This window comes from Tepidibacter hydrothermalis (genome assembly GCF_029542625.1).
Taxonomy (GTDB): Bacteria; Bacillota; Clostridia; order Peptostreptococcales; family Peptostreptococcaceae; genus Tepidibacter_A; species Tepidibacter_A hydrothermalis.
On sequence record NZ_CP120733.1, the window covers coordinates 24,606 to 49,206 of the forward strand.

Sequence of the window (24,601 nt, forward strand, 5' to 3'; positions counted from 1 at the left end):
TATATCTTAACGGTATAATCTAAGTTTCATAGGAAAATATTAATAAAAAAGTAGCTAACATTTAAACAACCATAATTTTTAGGTATACGTGCTAAAGTTAAATGATACTTATTGAAATATGACTATTTTAATTTGGTTGTAGGTAGTTGGAAAATGGCACTTATTGAAATAACGCTACTTAAGTCAACCTTTTTATTAAACTATAGATTCTACCTTATATGATATGCTAAAACTTCGTAAACTCCCTTCGGTCAGACAACGAAGTTTCTTAACGCATATAATAACGGTATAATCCAAGTTTAATGGAAAAAGGTTAACAAAAAAGTAGCTAACATTTTAATAAGTGTCATTTTCAAGTATATAGGTTAAACATCAAAGTATAATTATTTAGTAGTTGATACGAGAATAAAAAGCAACTTTATTATTCGCTTGATAGACTTTCTTCTGCTATGGATAGCTTTGTAAGTGCATAGTCAACTACTTCTTTTTCTAGTTCTTTATTTGTTGCGATTTTTTTTACTATGCTGGTTATGTCCATTGATTCTATTGTTGAGGCTACTTTTATTTCTCTCATGAATTCTTCTATTTGGATTTCTTTGTATTGTGAGCCTTCTATGTGAGATCTGTCTAGTACGTCTTCGCCTTTTTGTTGTTTTAATGGTATGAATTCTAGTTTTATATCATTTTTTGATATTTCTATATATAATACTCCTACTTTTCTTTTCATTTCACTTCTATCTGATGATACTCTTGATAAAGATCCTGGGTTTGAGAAGTATTTACCGTCTATTTGTATTGGGTCAAATCCAGCGTGGTAGTGACCTGTTAGTGTTAGATCAGCTTTTGTTTCTTTTATTTGATCTATTGTAACCACTGTCATATGAGGGTTTAGTTGCTTTTCCATTAGCATTCCGTGTATTATGTGTATTGCTTTGTCTGCATTAACAGTATCGACAACGTAGTCCTCTTTTATATGATCGTGATCTATACCGAAGTGAGAAGGTGTTCCTGTTATTTGGAGTGTAAGGTCATTTTTAGTTATTATGAGTTTTTCTCCTTTGTACATAAGGTCTATAAGTCCTGCTTTTTCAAATAGTCCTAGTTGGGTTGATTTTATGTTATCTATGTTGTTACCGAATAAGTCATGGTTTCCAGCTATTCCTATTATTCTATTGAACTGTCTAAGTATTTTTGCTGTTCTTCCAGCTACCGCATTTGATACGCTTGGGTTATCGAATAAGTCTCCTCCGAATAATACGAAGTCGCAGTTTTTTTCTTTTGATATATCATTTATTTGATTCAGCTTGTCTAGAACTGTATCTAAGAAGTTATCTTTTCTACTTCTAGGATTTCTTCCGCTTACGTGAACGTCTGTGAAGAATAGAGTTCTTATTACGCTGTCATTTCCGTTTAGTGTTAGGTTATTGTAGTCCAAAGAGAACATCTCCTTTCATATTATAGATTGTATAACTAAATTGGGATAAGATAAAGGTAATTTTATATCGTTATTAGATGCAAAATTATAATCATTGAAATAACGCTACTTAATTAATATTTTAATTAAACTACAGATTCTGCTTTATAAAATATACTAAAAGTTCTAAACTCCCTTTGGTCAGACAATGAACTTTCTTAACGTATATTTTAACAGCATAATCTAAGTTTAATAGTAAAATATTAATCAAAAGTAGCTAACATTTAAATGATCATAATTTTTAGGTTTAGTGCCTAGAACAAAAAAGCGTTAAGGCATATTTAACCAATATTTATAGTTGGATATATATGCTATAATTATAGTATTAGATTCGTTGTGGCGGGAGGTATAATATGGAAGATAAAATATTGCATTTACTTAGTAAGATGAATGATGATTTTAATAAGATGAATAATGATTTCAATAAGAGATTTGATCAGATTGATCAAAGGTTTGATAGATTGGAAACTAAGGTAGACAAGCTAGATGAGAGAGTAGTAAATCTTGAAACTAAGGTAGACAAGTTAGATAAGAAATTATGTAAATTAGAGATTGTTACTGAGGAAATAGCGAGTAATGTAAAATTATCGTTAGAAGGACTTCAAAACAATAGAGAAGTTGGTGGCAAAAATATAGAAAAGGCAGTATCAAATTTAAAAGAGGAAACGGATATAATTAAAGTGGCTGTTAAGAATACTAATAGAAAAATAGACAAGCTTCAAAGTAATGTAGATATGATAAGTTTAGATACAGCTAATAATAGAATAAGTATAATGGAACTTAAATACAATAAAAGATATGCAAATCATAAAAAAGTATAAAGACTACTAACGTAGTTTTTATGTTTTTTTTGTTTAGGTATTATATTTTAAAATATAATACTTTAGAATATAATAATTAAAAAGAGTTAGAAATGAAGAAGCTGCTCATTTGAGCAGCTTCTATTTAGTATTCATATTCTTTATCTAGATCTCTATCGCTGTAATCATATTCGTATTCAGCACATTTATCATCATCTTCGTCGTATATGTATATTTGAATATCTTCTCTAAATTCATCTGTTATTTCATCACATACTTTATCTTCTATAAAGTCTCTGAAATCGGAATCATTACGGTCTCTCCAATATCTAGAAGTTCTATCAAAGTCTCCTTCCATTACAACCTTTATATCGTCATTAGAAAGTTGTGATACTTTATATTTAAATTCTAAAGTTCCATATCCATCCCTATACCTATCGTAATCGTCATTAAGCTTATCTTCTAAATCATCAATATCATCGTCATCATCGTCATCATCATCGTTTTTAAGTCTTTCAATTTCAGCATCCTTAGCTTTAAGTTGATTTTTTAGCATTTCTATTTCAGAAGAGCTATTAGGGTATCCTAAACTTGAATCATTGTGCATATAAACAGTGTTATTTCTATCATCCCAAGCAACATTTACTCCAAGGCTTTCTGATACATCTCTTAAAGGAACGTATACAGAACCTGCATATATGAACGGCTCATTTGAGAAGTTAAGTGTCTTTCCGTTTAAAGATACTTTTATGTTTGAGAAATAAGCTGTTATTGATCTAGAGTATCCACTTGAAAATGCTAGTGTTCCACACAGTAGTGTTAGTATGAATGTTAAGCATAAAATTCTTTTTTTCATTTTTTTACCTCCTTTAAAATTTCTATACATATAGGATATCGTAAAACTGTGCTATAATAAAAGGGTATTTTGAATTATTTTACATGAAAATATTGGGCAAAATTTGGGAATGTTTTTAGCTTGGTGGTTAATCAAAAAATATAACTTATTGAAATACCGCTACTTAGTTGACTTTTTCATAGAACTAATAAATTATGTCTTATGAAATATCCTAAAACTTCTGGAACTCCCTATGGTCAAACACAGAAGTTTTTTGACGGATATTTCAACGTCATAATTTAAGTTCCATAGGAAAAAGGCAACAAAAAAGTAGCTAACATTTAAATAAGCTATATTTTTAGTATAGTTGTTGATAAATTTAAAGAGAAAAAGGGTGAGAATGTGAAGAAGATGGGTAGATTTTTATGTAGTTTAGTAACTGTAATGGTTTTGATTACAAATATTGCATTTGCTGATGATTTTGTTAAGAATGAGGAGTTTTTTAATGCTGTTAAGAACTATATAACGAAGAATTATGCTGGGGAAATTACTGATGATGAGCTTTATGATGCTGCTATTAAGGGTATGTTTGAGAAGTTAGATAAGCACAGTATGTATATGGACAAGGAGACTAAAGAGAGTTTTAGTCAATCTGTTAGTGGAAAGATGTTTGGTATAGGAGCTTTGATAAATGCTAAAGATGGTAAGCTTAAGATTGTAGAACCTATAGAAGATTCTCCGGCTCAAAAGGCTGGTCTTATGCCTGGTGATATTATAGTTGCTATAGAAGATGAAAGGCTTGGAGAGATTAAGGATATTAGAGAAGTTATAGATAAGATAAAGGGTGAGAAGGGAACTAATGTCAATCTTACTATATCTAGAAGTGGAAAAGAATTTAAAGTAGATATAAAAAGAGATGAGATAAAGATAAAATCTGTTAAATATAGAGTAATAGAAGGAGATATTGGTTATATTAAGATATCTCAGTTTACAACTGATGTAGCAGATGAGGTACAAGTTGCTGTTGATAAGCTTAGAGAACAGGGTATTAAGAAGGCTGTTCTTGATTTAAGAGGAAATCCAGGAGGAAGTTTATCTGCTGTTGTTGAAGTATCTAAGCACTTTGTTCCAAAGGGTAAGGTTGTTATAGTTAGAGATGCGAAAGACAAGGTTATCAACCATTATTCTAAAGGCGAGGTTGCATTTGATAAATTGACTGTTTTAGTAGATGAGAATTCAGCATCAGCATCTGAGTTATTATCTGGAGCTATACAGGATACGAAGTCTGGAACTTTAATAGGTAAGACTACATACGGTAAGGGAACTGTTCAAACTGTTCTTCCTTTAAAGAATGGAGAGGGTATCAAGCTTACAATAGCAAAATATTATCTTCCTTCTGATAGAAGTATAGATGGTACTGGTGTTACTCCTGATATAGATTGTGATAGATTCGATATAGATGTTGACAAGCTTATGGAACTTAATAAGGAAATGAAGTTATCTAAGGGAGATGCAGGTCTTGAGGTGTTGGCGGTTCAGGAGAGACTTGGAGCCATGGGATACGATATAAATGATCCTAAGGGAATATATCAAGATTCTACATTTAAGGCTGTAGAGAAGTTCCAAGCAGATAATGGTCTTTATGGATATGGAGTAGCAGACGTTACAACTTTAAATAAAATAAATGAAGAATTTGTGAAATTTATGACTTCTGATAAAATGGACAAACAATTAAAAAAATCTATTGAAATATTAAATAAGTGATGATACAATAGAATAGTTATTTTAAAAAAGAAAATTTAAAAGCCTGACCCTGAGAGGGTGGTTTCTAATAAATGGTAGGTCGCCCTTTCCTAGGGCGACCTACCCCTTTTTTAAGGAAAAATTGAAATTTAAATAAATATATAATATATAAGGAGGAACATAATGGCAACTAAGTATATATTCGTAACTGGTGGGGTTGTATCTTCATTAGGAAAAGGAATTACAGCAGCTTCACTTGGAAGACTTTTAAAATCTAGAGGACTTAATGTAACAATTCAAAAGTTCGACCCATATATCAACATAGACCCAGGAACTATGTCACCTTACCAACATGGAGAGGTATTCGTAACTGAAGATGGAGCAGAGACAGATCTTGATCTTGGTCATTATGAGAGATTCGTAGATATCAACTTAGGAAAGCACTCAAGTGTTACAACAGGAAAGATATACTGGTCAGTTCTTAATAAGGAAAGAAGAGGAGATTATCTTGGAGCTACAGTTCAAGTTATACCTCACATAACTAACGCAATTAAAGATAGAGCATATAAAGTAGGAAAAGAATCAAATGTAGATGTAGTTATAACTGAAATCGGAGGAACAGTAGGAGATATAGAGTCTCTTCCATTCTTAGAAGCTATAAGACAGGTTAAGTATGATGCAGGTGAAGAGAATGTTATGTACATTCACGTAACATTAATACCTTATCTTGCTAAATCAGGAGAGTTAAAGACTAAGCCTACACAACATTCAGTTAAAGAGCTTAGAAGTATAGGTATTCAACCAGATTTATTAGTATGTAGATCAGAAAAACCTATATCAGAAGATATGAAGGAGAAGATAGGATTATTCTGTAATGTAAAGCCAGATCATGTTATTCAAAACTTAGATGCTGAGACTTTATACAGCATTCCTTTAATGCTTAAAGATGAAGGTCTTGATCAATTAGTAGTAGACAAGCTTAAGCTTGATGCTAAAGATCACGATCTTACTAAGTGGATTGAAATAGTTGAGAAAGAAAAACAACTTCAAAAGACTGTTAAGATAGCTTTAGTAGGTAAGTATGTAGAGCTTCAAGATGCATATATATCTGTAGCTGAGTCTTTAAAGCATGCTGGAATACACAATGATGCTAAGATTGAGATAGATTGGATAAATGCTGAAGATGTAACTAATGAGAATGCATCTGAGATACTTAAGGATGCTGATGGAGTATTAGTTCCAGGAGGATTCGGAGATAGAGGAGTAGAAGGAAAGATAGCTGCTGCTAAGTTTGCTAGAGAGAACAAGGTTCCTTTCTTTGGAATATGTCTTGGAATGCAATTATCAGTGGTAGATTTTGCAAGACACGTTGCAGGTTTAGAGGGAGCTCATTCTTCAGAGCTTAACCCAGAGACTAAATATCCTGTTATAGCTTTAATGGAAGATCAAGAGGATATTGAAGATATGGGTGGAACTATGAGACTTGGAGTTTATCCATGTAAGATATACAAAGATACTAAAGCTTATGAAGCTTATGGAGAAGAGTTAATATATGAAAGACATAGACATAGATTCGAGTTCAATAATGAGTACAAAGAGTTATTAACTAAAGCAGGACTTATAATATCAGGAATATCTCCAGATGAGAGATTAGTTGAGATAATAGAGCATAAGGATCACCCTTGGTTCGTTGCTGGACAATTCCATCCAGAATTCAAATCAAGACCAACAAGACCACATCCTTTATTTAGAGAATTTATAAAGGCTGCTGCAAAGTATAGATAAGTAAGAGCGATATATAATAGAAATTAATTTCTATTTATATCGCTCTTTTTTTATGCATAAATTAAGATATGTTGTTTAAGCGAAAAATTGAGGCAATTAAAATAACGCTACTTAATCAACATTTTTATACAACTAGAGATTATACCTTATAAGATATACTAAAACTTCTTAAACTCCCTATGGTCAAACAACGAAGTTTCTTGACGTATATCTTAACGGCATAATCTAAGTTGTATGGAAAAATATTAATCCAAAAGCAGCTAACATTATTAATTGCATCAATTTTTTAGTTTGGTGGTTAGAGAGAAATAAAACTTATAGAAATGTCGTTATGTTACAAAATTTAGACGGATATTATTGTTATTAGAATTTGAGTTATATTTTTACAAAATATAAAGAGTATTAAAGATTAAAAATTGGAAAATGGGTTGAAAAAATATGATAAATTTACCAAGGTATAATTATCCTATAATATAGTAATTACAACCTATACAAGAAAAAAATAACAAATATATTACAAAAGAATTCTATTTTGTAATATATTTGTAATGGATTTTTTTCATTAATTAACATATAATTACTTTTGTAAGGATGTAAGAAAAATTATCCATGTAAATTGCAGGAAAACTTATATAATGTTACAAAAAAGTTACTTATTATTACAAAAAGATTACAAAGTAGCGTTGTTTGTTGACTGGAAAATTTTACAGTGGTATAATTTTCATGAAGATTAAAGTAAATCCATTTTATATAATAAATGGACATTTACATAAATTAAGGGAGGAATTATAGAATGAAGAATACTAAAAAAGTTCTTTCAGTAGCATTAGCTGGTGCTTTAGCATTCGGATCTATGGGATCTGCATTTGCAATGGACGCTAAGTTAACTGAAGGTATAGATAATCAAGACGTAGTAAAAGCTGTTGAGAAATTAAATGCATTAGATATAGTTAAAGGTATGGAAGATGGAAAGTACCATGCAGAAGGAGAATTAACTAGAGCTCAATTCGCTAAAATGTTAGTTGAATCTTTAGGACTAGGATATACTGCAGAAATAAATTCTACAAAGCCAGAGTTTAAAGATGTTGATGCATCTTGTGAATGGGCATGGGGATATATTAACACTGCTAAGCAACAAGGAATATTATCAGGATATCCAGATGGAACTTTCAAGCCACAAGCTAAAGTTTCTTACCCAGAAGCATTAACTATGCTTGTTAGAGCATTAGGATACCAAGATTCTTTTGTTAAAGGAAGCTGGCCAGGAAACTATATATCTAAAGCTACTGACTTAGATATTACAGATGATATTAAAATAGAAGGAACTTCAGTAAATAGAGGATCTGCAGCTATATTAGTAAGCAATACTTTAGATGCAGCAGTTATTAAGCAAGATACTTTCGGTGATGATAATAACTGGAAAGAAGTAGATGGAAAAATAATTAAAGGAACTAAATTAACTTTATTAGAAGATAAAAGAAATATAGTTAAGTATGAAGATGTTCAAGTTACAGGAACTCCAAATGTTGATACTGGAGTAAAAAAAGATCAAATTAAGTTAAGCAAAAAAGGAGATAACTTAGGAAACTTTGATGTAGATGCAGAAAAAGTTAACGTATCTAACTTATTAGGAGAAGGATTAAACGTATACTATGATGTTAATGAAAAAGAAGTAGTATATGTTGAGAAAGCTGATAAAGAATTCGCAACTTACTATGATATGATAGATGAAACTGAAACATTAAATAAAGATGAATTCTATTTAATCAAAGCTGACAAGAGTTTCAACATTGATGATGAAAATGTTAAGTACTATATAGATAACAAGTCAGTAGGTCAATCAGACTTTGAAAAAGAAGCTAAAAAAGGAAACTTATATGTTAAAGCTGTTGCTGATGAAAAAGGAAACATAGCAGTTGTAGAAGCTCAAAGATTTGAAACTAAAAACGGAGTTATAGTTGTTAAAGCTGATAAAGATTCTGTAACTTACTTCGACAGCACAGAGTCTACTAAAGAATTCAAAGCTAAAGACTATGATAAAGTTTCAGTTGTAGATAATACTGGTAAAGCAATGAAGTTAGAAGATATAAAAGAAAATGATGTAATGTACATCAATGATAAGAACTTAAAAGGTAATGACTTAAAAGAAGCTGCTTCTAGTGATGAAGTTGCTCAAATAGTAGTTGTAAGAGATGTTGTTAAAGGTAAAGGACAATCTTGGGAAGCTACAGAGTTTGAAATAGATGGAAAAGATTATGATGTTGTAAAAAATGCAACTACTGTATCTACAGATAAGAACAAAAATGTAGAAACATACACTTCATCTAAAGGTGAAAATATGTTAAATGATATTACTGCAGTAGATGGTGAAGTAATAGCATTAATGGATGCAAAAGGAGATATCAGACATATAACAACTGATGTGAAATCTACTTCTGATGATATGTATGGTATAATCACTGGTGTAGATAAGAGATACAACGATGTATCTGTAAAAGTTCTTAATAAAGAAGGAAAAGAAGTTGAATATACATTAGATATAGATGGAGACGAATTATATGGATTCACTGCTGAATCTCAAATAACTCATGAGACAGTATCTGGTGAAGCTGATGGTTTATATGACTTCGTTAAATACACTGTAAATAAAGATGGAAAGATAGATTCTTTAGTTAGATTAGGAAATGTTGCAAAAGCTAATCCAAAAACAACTTCTGCAGCAATAACAACTCCTAAAAATGTTAAAGGACAAGATTCAGAAGTAACAGCTGATATGGCACTTGCTAAAGGAGATATATCTAAATCAAGTATTAAATTTGATGGTAAAGGTAGTTATGCTGTTGAAGAAGATGTAGTAGTATTTGACTACACAGAAGGATATACAAGTGCAGAAACTGCAATTAACGATGCATCAGATGCTGAAATAGTTAAGTGGGCTGATATAGTAGATAAAACTGCTACAGGAGCTAAAGCTATTTATGCATTAGATGATAATAATGTTATTCAAGCAGTAGTATTTATTGATGGATTTGAATCTCTTGAAGATGATGGTATCGGTGGATATATTAAAGCTGTTAAAGTTAAAGATGGCGATAAGTATCTTGATGTAATACTTGAAGGATCTGACAAAGTAGAGAGAATAGAATTAGAAGGAACATACTCAACTTCTGCATTTGAAGCTCTTTCACAAACAGCTCAAATATTCAAGAAAACTTCTTCAGGAAAGATAAAAATAGATACAGACACTAACTACAGTGAATTTACAGGAAAAGTAATTAAAGTAGATGGAAAATATGTAACAGTTAAGAACTTAAGTAATACTGAACACACTTATAAGGTTGATGACACTATCTACTATGAAAAAGATGATGATAGAACATACAGTGATTTAGATGAAAATGATTACGTAACTGTAATAGCTAAGAATGCAGATGCTAAAGCTGTTAAGTTATATGACACAGATATGAAAAAATCAGGCGCAGAAGCTACTAAGTTCATAGGTGAAGCTGGTGGAACTAGAGATGCTTGGTTAGCATTAAATGGTGAAACTAATTCTGGAACTCCAGGAGAAGCTGAAGGTACAGTTTCTTATATTAATACTACAGATAATGAAATACAAATTGGTAATGATGTTTACCCAGTAGTTGGAGCAGCTAAAGTTGTTCTAGGTCAATTAAATCACGTATTTACTGGTGGTTTACCTACAACTGGAAATGCAATTTCATTAGATCTAGTTCTTAATAATGGTGAAGTAGTTGGATTTGAAAACATAGTTATTACTGCAGATGCAACTAAATTAGCAAGTGCAGTTGCAGTTACAGGTGTTGATACTGTTAAACTTTCTGCAAATTATGGAAGTAATTTAAGTCTAGCTCAGTTAGTTGATATTGACTTTGGAAGCCACAAAATAACTGGTAACGTAAGTGTTAATACAAGTGAATCAGGAACAATGACATTAACAGGTTCTGCTAACCCAAGCATAACTAGAAACTTAACTGTTGATGCTCCAAATGCAACTATTAACAACAATGTAGTTGTAGGTAGAACAATAACTGTTACAGATGTAGCAGCTGGTACATGGAATCAAAATGCAAAAGCTACTACATTAGTAGTAAGTGATGACGATGCTACAGTTAACATCAATGGAGAGGTAACTACATTAAATATAACAAATACTTCTAAAGTAACTATTTCATCTTCAGCAAAAGTTACTACAGCTAACATTAGTGGAGCTGCAGAAATAGTAGGAGCAAATAAAATTGAAACTGCAGATGTAACTGTAGCAGGAGTTAAATTAGATAGTGCGCCTAAATCATTAGATTCACATGGTAATGATGTTAAAATTGGTGGATCAGATGTAACAAATGAAACATTAAAATTACAAGCAGCAACAGCAAAAGTAGTATTAGCTGAAGCAGAAATAGCAACATTAAAAGCAGCTAAGGACGAAGACCTTACTAAAGCATCTAAAATAGCAGCATTACAAGAAGCAATTGATGCAGCTAAAACTGTTGATACAGCTGCAGATACAGCAGTAGCTGATTTAGACCAAGATGCTAAGGCTACAAAGGATTTAGTAGCTAGATTAGCTGTTGTACAAAAAGCTATAGGTGACGCTCAAACAGCTAAAGATGATGCTCAAGATGCGTATGATAAAGCACAAACAGATGCAGCAGATAAAGCAGCAGTAGAAGCAGAAGTAGCTAAGTATGCAACTACAGCAACAATAGCAAAGTCTGTAGGAGCAGGTGACACTATAACAACAGATGTAATAAAAACTACATCACCTGTAAATGATCAAGTAACTGTAAAGGTTGCTAAAGGAACAGATGCTGAAGGTTATTTAACAGTAGAAGCTGATGGAGCAATCAAATTAACAAAACAAGCAGCAGCTGATGCAACTGAGAATACAGCAACAGTAAAAATAACACTTAAAAAAGGTGAGACAGAAAAAGTGGTAACTGTAACTGTAACTATTGAAAAGCAAACTGCTTAATCAAATTTAAACAAAATTAATTAAAATATTAGTTTTTAACTAAAGAAAGACCCCATAGGTCTTGGGAGAAATCCCAAGTCCAAGGGGTCTTTTTTATTACATTTATTTTACATTATTACCAATCTTCTTTCCATTTCTCCAAAATAATGATAAAATGGTACTTGTGAAATAATACCATAAAGCTTTACATGGGAGGAAAATATATGGCTGATCTTTTTGGGGGGATTCTTAATTCTCACGACAAAAAAATAAAACAATTAGAAAAAAGAGCTAATAAGATAATAGGCTTAGAAGATAAATATAAAAACTTATCTGATGATGAGTTAAGGCTTAAGACTATAGAGTTTAAAAATAGATTACAAAGTGGAAATACTATGGATAGTATATTAGATGAAGCTTTTGCTGTTGTTAGAGAAGCTTCTTTTAGAGTGCTTGGAATGAAGCATTATGCTGTTCAGATAATGGGAGGAATTGCACTTCATGAAGGTAATGTAGGTGAGATGAAGACGGGTGAGGGTAAGACTTTAGTTGCTACTTTACCAGCTTATCTTAATGGACTTACTGGAAAAGGTGTATTCGTTATAACTGTTAATGATTATCTTGCTTCAAGAGATAGAGAAGAGATGGGACAAGTTCATGAATTTTTAGGACTTTCTGTTGGTCTTATCAAAAGAGGTATGATGCCAAAAGACAGAAAAGAAGCATATAGTTGTGATGTTATATATGGAACTAATAGTGAGTTTGGATTTGATTATTTAAGAGATAATATGGCTACTGTTAAAGAACAGGTAGTTCAAACTAGAAGAAATTTTGCTATAATTGATGAGGTCGATTCTATACTTATAGATGAGGCTAGAACTCCTCTTATTATAAGTGGGGATTCTTACAGACCTTCTGAGTATTATATAACTGTTGATAGATTTGTAAAGTCTCTTGATAAAGAGGATTACGAAAAGGATAATGAAAAAAGAACTATCAACTTATCAGAAACAGGAATAGATAAGGCAGAGAAGATATTTGGTCTTAAAAACTTTGCAGATACTAATAATACAGAACTTATACATCATATAAGACAAAGTCTTTATGCTAGTCATATGTTTGCTAAGGATAAAGATTATGTTATTAAAGATGGAGAGATTGTTCTTGTAGATAGATTTACAGGAAGATTAATGCCTGGAAGAACTCTTTCTAATGGTCTTCATCAAGCTATAGAGGCTAAAGAAAATGTAGAAATATCTAAAGAGAATAGAACTATGGGTATGATAACTTATCAGAACTATTTTAAGATGTTTGCAAAGATTGCTGGTATGACTGGAACTGCTTATACTGATAGAAAAGAGTTAAAGTCTACTTATGGGGTAGATGTACTATGTATTCCAACTAACAAGCCTATAAAGAGAGTTGATAACAACGATTTAGTGTTTGTTACTAAGAAGGCAAAGTTAGATGCTATATTTAAAGAGATAGAGAAAAGACATGCTGTAGGACAGCCTATACTTATAGGTACTACTTATATAGATGAATCAGAGGAGCTTAGTAAGCTTCTTAAGAAAAAAAATATCAAGCATAATATCCTTAATGCTAAGCAGGATGAAGGCGAGGCAGATATTATAGGGAATGCTGGTCAAATGGGAGCTATAACTATAGCTACTAATATGGCAGGTCGTGGTACTGATATTAAGCTGGGGGATGGCGTAGCTGATATTGGTGGATTATTTGTTCTTGGAACTGAAAGACATGATTCAAGAAGAATAGATAATCAGTTAAGAGGTCGTTCTGGACGTCAAGGAGATCTAGGAGAATCGCAATTCTATATATCTCTTGAAGATAGCTTATTTGACAAGGTTAAGCCAGAGGTTATGGAGAATATAAGAAAGATTGTAGAGAAGCTTGGTCTTAAAGAAGATGAGGCTATACAAGACAAGCTAGTTTCTCAAGCTATAGCAGGAGTTCAAGCTACTGTTGAGAGTATGACTTATAATATAAGAAAATCTACTCTTGAATTTGATCAAATACTTAACAAACAAAGAGAAACTATATATAATGAAAGAAACAAGATTTTAAATGGAGAAGATATGAGCTCATTTGTTAAGGATATACTAAAGGATGTAATTAATGATTTAGTGCAGTCTCATACATCTATGAGTCCTTATCCAGAAGAATGGGATCTTAAAGGAATACAAGAGTATTTAAATAATCAGTTGTATTTTGATAATAAGATAAAATTTGATGATTTAACTGAACAAGAAATAGAAAATTTAGACAAAAACGATATAATAGAAGATATATTAGAAGAAGCTTATAAAAATTATGAAGCTAAAGAGGAAATGATGGGTAGCACACAGCTTAGATATATTGAAAGACTTACGCTTATGAAGTCTATTGATGAGAAGTGGGTAGATCATTTAGATACAGTTGAGCAAATGAGACAAGGTATTAACTTCCAATATGTAGGTGGACAAAGTCCTGTAAGAATATTCAATCAGGAAGCATTTAGAATGTTTGACGATATGCTAAGTGAGGTTAAAAGTCTTACTGTTAAGTCTTTATTTGTATTGACTGGTCTTAAGACTCAAATGGATAAAGAAGAAGTGATAAGAGAAGAAGAAAAAGCTGCTAAAATAGGTGAGTTAGAGGATAAATATAAGATAAATAGAAAACATTTACCTAGAATTCCTGCTAATCAACCTAAAATAAGTTTGAATATAGATATAAATGCTACACAAGATGTAGAGGCAGATGTTATACTATGTTATATGGATAATGGATTTGAGCAAAAGCTTGAAGGTCATGACAAGAAAATTATAATAAATGGAGTAGTTAAGATAGAACTTGATAAAGATGAGAATAAAGATGAGAATAAAGATTGGACTATAGGATGGCATCAATTAAAGGTTATTGTATCTGGTCAAGAATCTATGCGTATAGACTTTGTGGTTACAGAACCTGAGCATATAGATGATAAGAATATGTTTAATGATATAAGATTCTTCTCTAATAAGTTATCTAATCTTAACTTTGAATTTAAGGTTCCTGGATGCAATGAAGATAAGTTATCTTGTTCTTTAATGTATAGTAGGGATGAAAGAACTAAGATGTCTTTTGATGTTCCTGTTAAAGATCAAGCTATAAAGGTGAAATTACCTAGACCATCTAATGGATGGAGAGATGGATTCCATGAGCTTAAATTAGGTTTAGGAGAGAATAGTGTATTCCCGTTTGTTATAGTCGATTCTTATGATGAACTTGAAGAAAAGATAGATGTTCATTTTGATTTTGAAATCAATGAAGATGAAGAAGCATTGATGCATGGTCAACTTATTAATATAGATGAGAAAAATGTAATAGATAATATACAGATGAAAATAAATAAATCTGGAACAGTTAAAGTTACTTTTGAAAAGAAAAAAGATAAATGGTCAAAAGGAAGATATGAATTTAGATTATTTGCAATGAATAAAGTCATTTTAACAAAACATTTTATAATAGATTAGAAGAGATGGAAGGAGTTACAACATGAGGTCTAAAAAAGTAGTGAACTTAACGAAGGAAATAGAGTCTAAATTTTGGTTTAGATACTTACCAGAGACAACTTATAAAACTTATTTAATGATGGCTCATCTAAAAATGAAAGGATTAGAGGGTGAAGAAGGTACGAATAAGTTATTAACTACAATTTTTGCTATAGAAAGCGAAACAGGAAAGTTAAAGGAAGAAAAAGAAAGAGTAATTAATAAGTTAGGAATCAAATATCCTACTAATAGAGTTGAGGATTTAGATATATTAATCAAATACAACTTGATCAAAGAAACAAAAAATGAAAATGATGAGTTAGTATATGAATATAATTTACCGATTCCAAATCCAGAGGAAGTTCTTAGCCTAGATGAAGAAGAAAAGACTATGTTAGAAAAGATAAGATTTGAAATAAAGCATCAAAATGCTTTTAATAATATATTAACTCTTCTTATTAACAGTAATGGTAACTTACTTACATCACTTGAGTACATATATGATACAACTAAGATTAAGCTTGCTGATATCAAAGAAGTACTAGCTTACTTAGTTGAAGAAGGATCTATAAAGGTAAAAGCTGATAAAGAAGTTAAGAACCTTAGAAAAGCTGATAAGGTTTATGTAAGTATAAATAAAGAAGTATTTGAGCAAAAGAGATTCGTTATATCTTAATATAAGGTGAAACTTAATTCAGATGGAGTTTTTATTCCAGTTGAATTTTTAGCAGAACCAATCCAGAAGCTGTAGAGTTTTTAACTCCAGCATTGAAAGGGTGGAGTTTTAGAACTCTTAGCTTTCGGATATAAAACTGCACTCAATCGAGTGCAGTTTTTTTATGTGAATAAAATAAAATTTATAGAATTATGGAAAAACTCTTAAAATATTATAGAGTTTATTTTAATATATATGTATAAGTGTAAAATTAATTAAGTTTCGCTTTATGGGATTACATAATAATTATTTGGATATAACTAATGTATAAGAACTAAAGGGAGGTTATTATGGATTACTTAAATATATATAAAGAGTGGATTAATAATACTTATTTTGAAGATGTAAGAGATGAGCTTTTGAGTATAAAGGAAGATAAGGATGATATAGAAGATAGGTTTTATAAGAATTTAGAATTTGGAACGGCTGGTATTAGAGGAATAATAGGGGCTGGAACTAATAGAATGAACAAGTATACTGTAAGACGTGCTACTTTTGCACTTGGAAACAAGATAATAAATGAAGGTGATAATGCTAAGGATAGAGGGGTTGTAATAGCACATGATAATAGACATAAGTCTAGGGAGTTTTGTATAGAAGCTGCTAAGACTTTGGCTGCATTAGGAATAAAAGCTTACATATTTGATGATTTAAGAACTACTCCTGAGCTTTCTTTTGCTGTTAGACATTTAAATTGTATATCAGGTATTGTTATAACTGCAAGTCATAATCCACCTGAATATAATGGATATAAGGTGTATTGGGAAGATGGTGCTCAGATACTTCCTGATGTTGCAAAAGAGATAATAGATGAGGTTGTTAAGATAAATGATTATAGTAGGATACCTAGTATAGATTATGATGAAGCTGTAGGTAAAAAGCTTATAATAGAGTTATCACGTGATATAGATACTGAGCTTATAGAAGCTGTTAAAAAACAGTCTTTAAGATCAGATATTATAGAAAAGGTTTCTGATGAATTTAAGATAGTTTATACACCTCTTCATGGAACAGGAAATATACCTGTGAGAAGAGTATTAAAGGAAGTTGGGTTTAAGAATGTCATGGTTGTTAAAGAACAGGAGATGCCGGATCCTAACTTTAGTACGGTTGATTATCCTAATCCTGAGGAAAAACAGGCTTTAAAACTTGGGATAGAGCTTGCGAAAAAAGAAAATGCTAATTTGGTTATAGGAACAGATCCTGATTGTGATAGAGTGGGGATAGCTGTTAAAAACAATGGTGAGTATATATGTCTTAATGGAAATCAAGTTGGGGCACTACTTACTAAGTATATTCTAGACAATTTAAGTAAGGATAATAAGCTACTTGATAATAGTGTAATTATAAATACTATAGTTACATCTGACCTTGGAGAAAAGATTGCTAAATCTTATAATGTCGAGACTTTAAAAACTTTAACAGGTTTTAAGTTTATTGGAGAGAAGATAAAGGAGTTTGAACAAGATAAAGATAAGAACTTTGTCTTAGGATATGAGGAAAGCTATGGATATTTAGTTGGAACTCATGCAAGGGATAAGGATGCTGTTGTAGCATCTATGCTTATATGTGAGATGGCAGCATATTATTATTCTAAAGGTTTGAGCTTGTGTGATGAGTTAGAAGAGATATATAAGGAATATGGGTATTATAAAGATGGCTTAAAGTCGATAACTTTAAAAGGAAAGTCTGGAAATGAGAAAATACAGAGTATAATAAAGTTCTTTAGAGAAAGCAGCATGGACAGTATAGGAAGTTTTAAGATATCTGAGATTAAAGATTATCAAGATGGAATAGATGATCTACCAAAGTCTAATGTAATAAAGTATATATTAGATGATAAATCTTGGTTTACAATAAGACCTTCTGGAACTGAACCTAAGATTAAATTCTATTTTTCTGTTAATGCAGGATCAGAGAAAGAATCAAATGACAAGTTGAATAACTTGAGTGAAATTATAATGAAAAGAATAGAGAGCATATAGATAGAACCCGTACTATCTAGTACGGGTTCTATCTATATCTGTGTAATATTTTATTAAACATACTGTAATACTCCTGTAATTGTATTTGATAGTTTGTGCGTATATAATGAATCATGTAGCAAGTGAACGACAAAGTTCGACAGAGAATAAAATGCAAATTAAATTAAACTTAAAAAACTATCAAATTTTCGAGGAGGAAAAAGAGATATGAATAATAATAAAAAGATACTTTCAGTTGCATTAGCAGGGGCTTTAGCATTCGGATCAATGGGAGCAGCATTTGCAGCTATACCAGAAGATGTTAAGGGAACTGACTATGAGACGGCAGTAGAAAGATTAGCAGCACTTGAAATATTAAAAGGATACGAAGATGGAACATTTAAACCAGGTCAAACAATAACAAGAGCAGAATTTTCAGCAGTTGTAGTTAGATCATTAGGACTTGAAGCTTCAGCGAAAGCTTCAATGGGAAGCACTAACTTTAATGACGTTGCTGCTAATCACTGGGCATCAGGATACATCAATATAGCATCAGGACTTAAAGTTATAAATGGTAGAGGAAACGGAGTATTCGATCCAGAAGCACCAGTTAAATATGAAGAAGCTGTAACAATGATAGTAAGAGCATTAGGATATGAGCCAGCAGCTCAATCTAAAGGTGGATACCCAAATGGATATTTAGTAGTTGCAGGACAAGAAGATATAACTGATGATGTTAATGGAACAATAGGAACATCAGCTCCAAGAGGAATAGTAGCTCAATTAATGGATAACTCATTAGAAGTACCTATGATGGTTCAAGTAGGATACGGAGATGATGCAAAATTCGTGAAATCTGGAACAGATGGTACTACAGAAGAAACATTATTAGCTGATAAGTTAGATACTGAAAAAGTAGAAGAAAAAGTAATAGATATCCCTAGAACTGATAGCAGCTTAGAAGATAATGAAATAAGATTAGCTAGTAAAGGTGTTGTTGAAGTTCCGGAAGGATTCAACTTTGAAGGAGTATTCAATGCTGAAATTAAAGCATTCATAAACGATGATGATGAATTAGTATCATATGAAGTTAATGATGATGTGTACTTTGATGCTGTAGAATTTACTTCAGGTGATGAAGAGCCAGTTAAATTAGTTGATAAAGATAAAGAGTATGAGTTTGCTAAAGATGCAGCTATATACGAGAATGGTAAAAAAGTTAAAGAGTCAGATTTAAATTCAAAATATTCATATGCGAAAGCTGTAGTAGTAGATAATGAAATTGCTTCTTTAGAAGTATATGACTTAGATAGCATGATAGTAGTTGAAACAGTAGAAGCAGATCATGTTCTTGGATACGAAGAAGAAGTAAACTTTAAAGATTACGATGTAGTTAAAGATGGTAAGAATATAGAACTTTCAGATTTAGTAGCTGGAGATATAGTATTCTACAACACTTCTGCTGAATACGCTGAAGTATTCAACAAGAGTGAAAAAGGTAAATTAGACAAGGTATTTGGAAATGGATTCAGATTAAATGATGAAGATTACGATATTGCAGCTGACTCTATGTATGTTGATGAAGATGAATTAGAAACTATAGATTCTGATATCTTAGATGAAATGAAAGAAGCTGACAAAGAAGTAACTGTTTATTTTGATAGACAAGGTGATGTTAGACTTGTATTAGGAGATCGTGATGAAGTTCAAACAAGTACAGTAGCTGCTTTATTAACAGATGATATAGATGTAGATACTGACGCTAGAGGAAATCACACTCTTCTTGTAGATGTACTAAACAAATCAGGTAAGGAAGTAAGCTACAAAGTAGCTGCTAAAGATGTAGAAGTAGATATCACTAAAGAGTGGGCTACAAATGTTGCTAACGTAGCTGCTGTAGAAGCTATTGCAGAAGTTGGAGCAGGAAATCAACATGTAGTTGGAGCTTCAACAGTAGATAAAGCTTGGGATAAGTATTCAAGTGAAGAGCAAGATGCTATAACTAAGTACTACTTTGCTTCAGTATATGGAACAGCTAATGTTGTTACAACTGATGGTGTAGCTACTAAGAAAGCTTTAAAAGGAACTGTAATTGAATTTAAAGTTGACGAAGATGGAGAAATAACTGAATTAACTTTAGATATGGATGATACAGCAATCAGTGCAGATATTAAAACAGATGCTAAATATGCAGAAGGTAAAAAGCTTGATAAAGATGCATTAGTATTTGATGTAACAGATGGAATAGATGCAGATGATACAGATGTAAGCACTTGGGAAGCTGTTGAATTTGAAACTGCTAAGACAGGTACAGTATACTATGATGAAGATGGAGTAATAACTTATATATCTGTAACAGCTTCAGAGAGAGATGATGAAGATGTTGATGATTTCGCAGCTCTTATAACTGATGTTAAGAAGCTATCAGGAGACGATGATGAGTGGAGAATTAAAGCTTACGTAGATGGAGTAGAAAAAACATTCTACACAGATAAATCTATAACAGCTGCTTCAGTATCAGCTGGTGAAATAGCTATGATATATGTAGACTCTAAGACTGGAGAGTTAGTAAAAGGAACAACAGCAGGTATAGATAATACTGCAGCAGATATAGATGCAATGACTGCAGCTGAAACTACAGAAGTAGTTACAAATGTTAAAGTATCAGATAAGAAGTTAACAGTTAATGGAACTGAGTACGCGTTAGCGAAAGATGCATACGTATTTGATATAGAAGATACTGATGATATAGAAGAAATATCATTAAGTGACTTAGAAGAAAATGCAGATGAAGTAACGTTAGTTATGGATGAGGGAACAAACTTTGTTAAGTATGTATTATTAACAAAAGATGCAAGTGAAAAAGCATCTACTCCTGAAACTGATTTAGTACAAGCTTCAAAACTAGTATCAACAGTTGATGCTGGAGCAGGAAACACAGATATAACTGTAACTTACGATATAAACAAAGATGATGAAATCACTTTCAAAGTATTAGATAACTCAGGTGCATTAGTAGGATTTAAAGAAGTAACTAATAATGCTGATGCAAAAGCTGAAACTGCAACTTTAACAGGTGGAGTAGTAGGAGTAAACACTGTTGAGATGTGGGTAAATGGAAGTAAAGTTTCAGAAAAACTTGTAAATGTAAATAACTAATCATAATAATAGATTAAGAAGAAAATGAATTATTAAAAACAATAAAACCTCAAATCATATGATTTGGGGTTTTATTCTATTATAGTTTCCACTTATTTCTATTGAAATAAAAGGTTAATATTATAATAAAATGTAAGTGTAATAAATATATAACAGCAGAGTAAAAAATAACATTGGAAAACGAGGAAATATTTAGAAAAATGAAAGTAATAAATTGTAAATTTCTTAAAGGATCTTCAAATTTTCAATTTGTAACATAATTGTAATTGAAATTAATACCATGTAAGTGTATAATGGTTTTGTAGTTTACATACAAATAAAAGCTTTTGGAGACATTTTGAGAAAACGACAATTTTAGATCAAGAGCATGACTAAAAACAAGACATCATGAGGAAAATGACGACTATAATGTTAAAAATTGCAAAAATCCTCAATCGACAGAATGGAAAAGACAACTAAGTTTAGGGAGGAAACAAAATGAAAAACACTAAAAAAGTACTTTCAGTTGCATTAGCTGGAGCTTTAGCATTCGGATCAATGGGTGCAGCATTCGCAGCAGCGCCAGCTGACGTTCAAGGAACTGATTATGAGACAGCAGTAGAAAGATTATCAGCACTTGATATATTAAAAGGATATGAAGATGGAACATTCCAACCAGAGAAAACAATAACAAGAGCTGAGTTTGCAGCAGTAATAGTAAGATCATTAGGACTAGATGCATCAGCAAAATCATCAATGGGAACTACTGGATTCAATGATGTACCTTCTAATCACTGGGCATCAGGATACATAAATATAGCATCAGGACTTAAAGTTATAAATGGAAAAGCTGAAGGAGTATTTGATCCAGAAGCACCAGTTAAATATGAAGAAGCCGTTACTATGATAGTAAGAGCATTAGGATATGAGCCAGCAGCAAAAGCTAAAGGCGGATACCCAAATGGATACTTAGTAATAGCTGGACAAGAAGATATATCAGATGATGTTAAAGGAACAATAGGAGCATCAGCTCCAAGAGGAATAGTAGCTCAATTAATGGATAATTCATTAGAAGTACCTATGATGGTTCAAGTAGGATACGGAGATGATGCAAAGTTTGTACAATCTGGAACAGATGGTACTGATGAAGAAACATTATTAGCTGATAAATTAGATACTGAAAAAGTAGAAGAAAAAGTTATAGATATTCCTAGAACTGATAGCAGCTTAGATGATAATGAAATAAGATTAGATGATAAAGGTGTTATCGAAGTTCCAGAAGGATTCAACTTTGAAGGAGTATACAATGCTAAAATAAAAGCATTCATAAACGATGATGATGAATTAGTATCATATGAAGTTGATGAAGATACTGATATATTCTTTGATGCTGTAGAATATACTTCAGGTGATGAAGAGCCAGTTAAATTAGTTGCTAAAGACAAAGAGTATGAGTTTGATAAAGATGCAACTATATATGAGAATGGTAAAAAAGTTAAAGAGGCAGATTTAAATGCAAAATATTCATATGCTAAAGCTGTAGTTGTAGATAACAAGATAACTTCTTTAGAAGCATATGATTTAGATAATATGATCGTAGTTGAAAAAGTAGAAAAAACTCATGTTCTTGGATATGAAGATGATGTAAACTTTGATGATTACTATGTAATTAAAGATGGTAAGAGCATAGAACTTTCAGATTTAGAAGAAGGAGATATAGTATTCTACAACACTTCTGCTGAGTATGCTGAAGTATTCAATAAGACTGTAAAAGGTAAAATAGATAAGGTATTCGGAGCTGGATTCAGATTAAATGATGAAGATTACGATATTGCATCTGATTCTATGTATGTTGATGAAGACGAATTAGAAACTATAGATTCTGATATCTTAGATGAGATGAAAGAAGCTGACAAAGAAGTAACTGTTTATCTTGATAGACAAGATGAAGTTAGACTTGTATTAGGAGATCGTGGAGAAGTTAAAACAAGTACTGTAGGTGCTTTATTAACTGATGATATAGATGTAGATACTGATGCTAGAGGAAACCATACTCTTCTTGTAGATGTAATAAACAACTCAGGTAAAGAAATAAGCTACAAAGTAGAAGCTAAAGATGTAGAAATAGACATCGTTAAAAAATGGGCTACAGATGTTGCTAATAAAGCTGCTGTAGAAGGTATTGCAGCAGTTGGAGCAGGAAATCAACATGCAGTTGGTGCTTCAACAGTAGATAAAGCTTGGGATAAGTATTCAAGTGATGAGCAAGAAGCTATAACTAAGCACTACTTCGATGTTGCTAATGTATACGGAAAAGTTGGAGAAGTTGTTGTTACAACTAACGGAGCAGCTGCTACAAAAGCTTTAAAAGGAACTGTAATCGAAATCAAAGTTGATGAAGATGGAGATGTAACTGAATTAAACTTAGATTTAGATGATAAGGCAGTAACTGGAAATATTAAGACAGATGCTAAATATGCAGAAGGTGAAAAGCTTGAGAAATCTTCATTAGTATTTGATGCTACAGATGGAATAGATGAAGATGATACAGACGTAAGCACTTGGGAAAAAGTTGGATTCGAAACTCTTAAAGCAGGAACAGTATACTATGATGAAGATGGAAAAATAACTTATATAGCTGTAACAGACTCTGAAAGAGATGATGAAGATGTTGAAGATTACGCAGCTCTTATAACTGACGTTAAGAAGTTATCAGGAGACGATGATGAGTGGAGAATCAAAGCTTATGTAGATGGAACTGAAAAGACATTCTATACAGATAAATCTATAACAGCTGCTTCAGTATCTGAAGGTGACGTTGCTATGATCTATGTTGATTCTAAAACTGGAGAATTAGTAAAAGGAACAACAACTGGTGTAGATAATACTGCAGCAGATATAGATGCAATGACTGCAGCTGAAACTACAGAAGTAGTTACAGATGTTAAAGTATCAGATAAGAAGTTAACAGTTAATGGAACTGAGTACAGATTAGCTAAAGATGCATATGTATTTGATATAGAAGATACTGATGATATAGAAGAAATATCATTAAGTGACTTAGAAGAGAATAAAGATGAAGTAACATTAGTTATGGATGAGGGAACAAGCTTTGTTAAGTATGTATTATTAACAAAAGATGCAAGTGAAAAAGCATCTACTCCTGAAACTGACTTAGTACCTACAACTACATTCAAATCAGTTTCTTCTGCAGATCAAGCTGACGGTACAGCTACTGTAACTGCAACTTACGATGTAAATAAAGGTGACGAAGTTACATTCAAGATTTACAACAATACTAATCAATTAATAGCTTTCAAAGACGTAGCAGCAGCAGCAGCTGATGCTAAAGCAGCAACAGCTGATATAACAGTTGATGAAGCAGCAGATGGAACTAAAGTATACACTATCAAGATAGTTGTAAACGGTAAAGAAGTTTCAGAAAGATTAGTATCAATAACAATTTCTGGTAACTAATAAAAAATAATAATTTATTATAATTAATAAATAATAATAAAACAAAAACTCGGAGGATTTAATCCTCTGAGTTTTTTGTTTAAGCATTAAAATTACATATTCTTATAATTAAATAAAAAAAAGTATAATAAACTTCCATAATTCTAATAATAATAAAATGAT

11 protein-coding genes are annotated in these 24,601 nt (G+C 31.6%); 9 read left to right on the forward strand and 2 right to left on the reverse strand.

Features of this window, described 5'->3' with window-relative positions:
• Nucleotides 1-421 precede the first annotated feature (421 nt).
• Nucleotides 422-1,435, reverse strand: a complete 1,014-nt coding sequence (locus tag P4S50_RS00110) for a metallophosphoesterase family protein (RefSeq protein WP_277732476.1) — start codon at nucleotides 1,433-1,435, stop codon at nucleotides 422-424.
• 392 nt (nucleotides 1,436-1,827) lie between these two features.
• On the opposite strand from P4S50_RS00110, the gene P4S50_RS00115 reads away from it, so the two are divergent.
• On the forward strand, nucleotides 1,828-2,295 hold the full coding sequence (locus P4S50_RS00115) for a hypothetical protein (RefSeq protein WP_277732477.1): 468 nt from the start codon (nucleotides 1,828-1,830) through the stop codon (nucleotides 2,293-2,295).
• 124 nt (nucleotides 2,296-2,419) lie between these two features.
• Here P4S50_RS00115 and P4S50_RS00120 read toward each other — a convergent pair whose 3' ends face one another.
• Nucleotides 2,420-3,130: a copper amine oxidase N-terminal domain-containing protein gene (locus tag P4S50_RS00120; protein ID WP_277732478.1), complete on the reverse strand. Its 711-nt coding sequence runs from the start codon at nucleotides 3,128-3,130 to the stop codon at nucleotides 2,420-2,422.
• Between the two features lie 390 nt (nucleotides 3,131-3,520).
• Between P4S50_RS00120 and P4S50_RS00125 the strand changes: the two genes are divergently transcribed.
• The 8 genes from P4S50_RS00125 to P4S50_RS00160 all read left to right on the forward strand — a co-directional run bounded on the left by P4S50_RS00125 (nucleotide 3,521) and on the right by P4S50_RS00160 (nucleotide 24,439).
• The gene (locus tag P4S50_RS00125; RefSeq protein ID WP_277734793.1) at nucleotides 3,521-4,873 is read left to right on the forward strand and encodes a S41 family peptidase; all 1,353 of its coding nucleotides are present in this window, start codon (nucleotides 3,521-3,523) and stop codon (nucleotides 4,871-4,873) included.
• A gap of 162 nt (nucleotides 4,874-5,035) precedes the next feature.
• Nucleotides 5,036-6,637 carry a CTP synthase gene (locus P4S50_RS00130; RefSeq protein WP_277732479.1) on the forward strand — a complete coding sequence of 534 codons (1,602 nt, stop codon included), beginning with the start codon at nucleotides 5,036-5,038 and terminating at the stop codon, nucleotides 6,635-6,637.
• 793 nt (nucleotides 6,638-7,430) lie between these two features.
• Nucleotides 7,431-11,633, forward strand: a complete 4,203-nt coding sequence (locus P4S50_RS00135; RefSeq protein WP_277732480.1) for an S-layer homology domain-containing protein — start codon at nucleotides 7,431-7,433, stop codon at nucleotides 11,631-11,633.
• A 203-nt stretch (nucleotides 11,634-11,836) separates the two neighbouring features.
• Nucleotides 11,837-15,127 carry a preprotein translocase subunit SecA gene (gene secA / locus P4S50_RS00140; RefSeq protein WP_277732481.1) on the forward strand — a complete coding sequence of 1,097 codons (3,291 nt, stop codon included), beginning with the start codon at nucleotides 11,837-11,839 and terminating at the stop codon, nucleotides 15,125-15,127.
• 22 nt (nucleotides 15,128-15,149) lie between these two features.
• On the forward strand, nucleotides 15,150-15,821 hold the full coding sequence (locus P4S50_RS00145; RefSeq protein WP_277732482.1) for a DUF6042 family protein: 672 nt from the start codon (nucleotides 15,150-15,152) through the stop codon (nucleotides 15,819-15,821).
• A gap of 329 nt (nucleotides 15,822-16,150) precedes the next feature.
• Nucleotides 16,151-17,845: a phospho-sugar mutase gene (locus P4S50_RS00150; protein ID WP_277732483.1), complete on the forward strand. Its 1,695-nt coding sequence runs from the start codon at nucleotides 16,151-16,153 to the stop codon at nucleotides 17,843-17,845.
• 207 nt (nucleotides 17,846-18,052) lie between these two features.
• Nucleotides 18,053-20,983 carry an S-layer homology domain-containing protein gene (locus P4S50_RS00155; RefSeq protein ID WP_277732484.1) on the forward strand — a complete coding sequence of 977 codons (2,931 nt, stop codon included), beginning with the start codon at nucleotides 18,053-18,055 and terminating at the stop codon, nucleotides 20,981-20,983.
• Nucleotides 20,984-21,460: 477 nt separating this feature from the next.
• Nucleotides 21,461-24,439, forward strand: a complete 2,979-nt coding sequence (locus P4S50_RS00160) for an S-layer homology domain-containing protein (protein ID WP_277732485.1) — start codon at nucleotides 21,461-21,463, stop codon at nucleotides 24,437-24,439.
• Nucleotides 24,440-24,601 lie beyond the last annotated feature (162 nt).

Bases quoted from the DNA above. Each gene is read 5' to 3' on its own strand.
- P4S50_RS00145 (WP_277732482.1), top strand. From the start codon at position 15,150: ATGAGGTCTAAAAAAGTAGTGAACTTAACGAAGGAAATAGAGTCTAAA.
- P4S50_RS00150 (WP_277732483.1), top strand. From the start codon at position 16,151: ATGGATTACTTAAATATATATAAAGAGTGGATTAATAATACTTATTTT.
- secA (WP_277732481.1), top strand. From the start codon at position 11,837: ATGGCTGATCTTTTTGGGGGGATTCTTAATTCTCACGACAAAAAAATA.
- P4S50_RS00155 (WP_277732484.1), top strand. From the start codon at position 18,053: ATGAATAATAATAAAAAGATACTTTCAGTTGCATTAGCAGGGGCTTTA.
- P4S50_RS00130 (WP_277732479.1), top strand. From the start codon at position 5,036: ATGGCAACTAAGTATATATTCGTAACTGGTGGGGTTGTATCTTCATTA.
- P4S50_RS00125 (WP_277734793.1), top strand. From the start codon at position 3,521: ATGGGTAGATTTTTATGTAGTTTAGTAACTGTAATGGTTTTGATTACA.
- P4S50_RS00160 (WP_277732485.1), top strand. From the start codon at position 21,461: ATGAAAAACACTAAAAAAGTACTTTCAGTTGCATTAGCTGGAGCTTTA.
- P4S50_RS00135 (WP_277732480.1), top strand. From the start codon at position 7,431: ATGAAGAATACTAAAAAAGTTCTTTCAGTAGCATTAGCTGGTGCTTTA.
- P4S50_RS00120 (WP_277732478.1), bottom strand. From the start codon at position 3,130: ATGAAAAAAAGAATTTTATGCTTAACATTCATACTAACACTACTGTGT.
- P4S50_RS00115 (WP_277732477.1), top strand. From the start codon at position 1,828: ATGGAAGATAAAATATTGCATTTACTTAGTAAGATGAATGATGATTTT.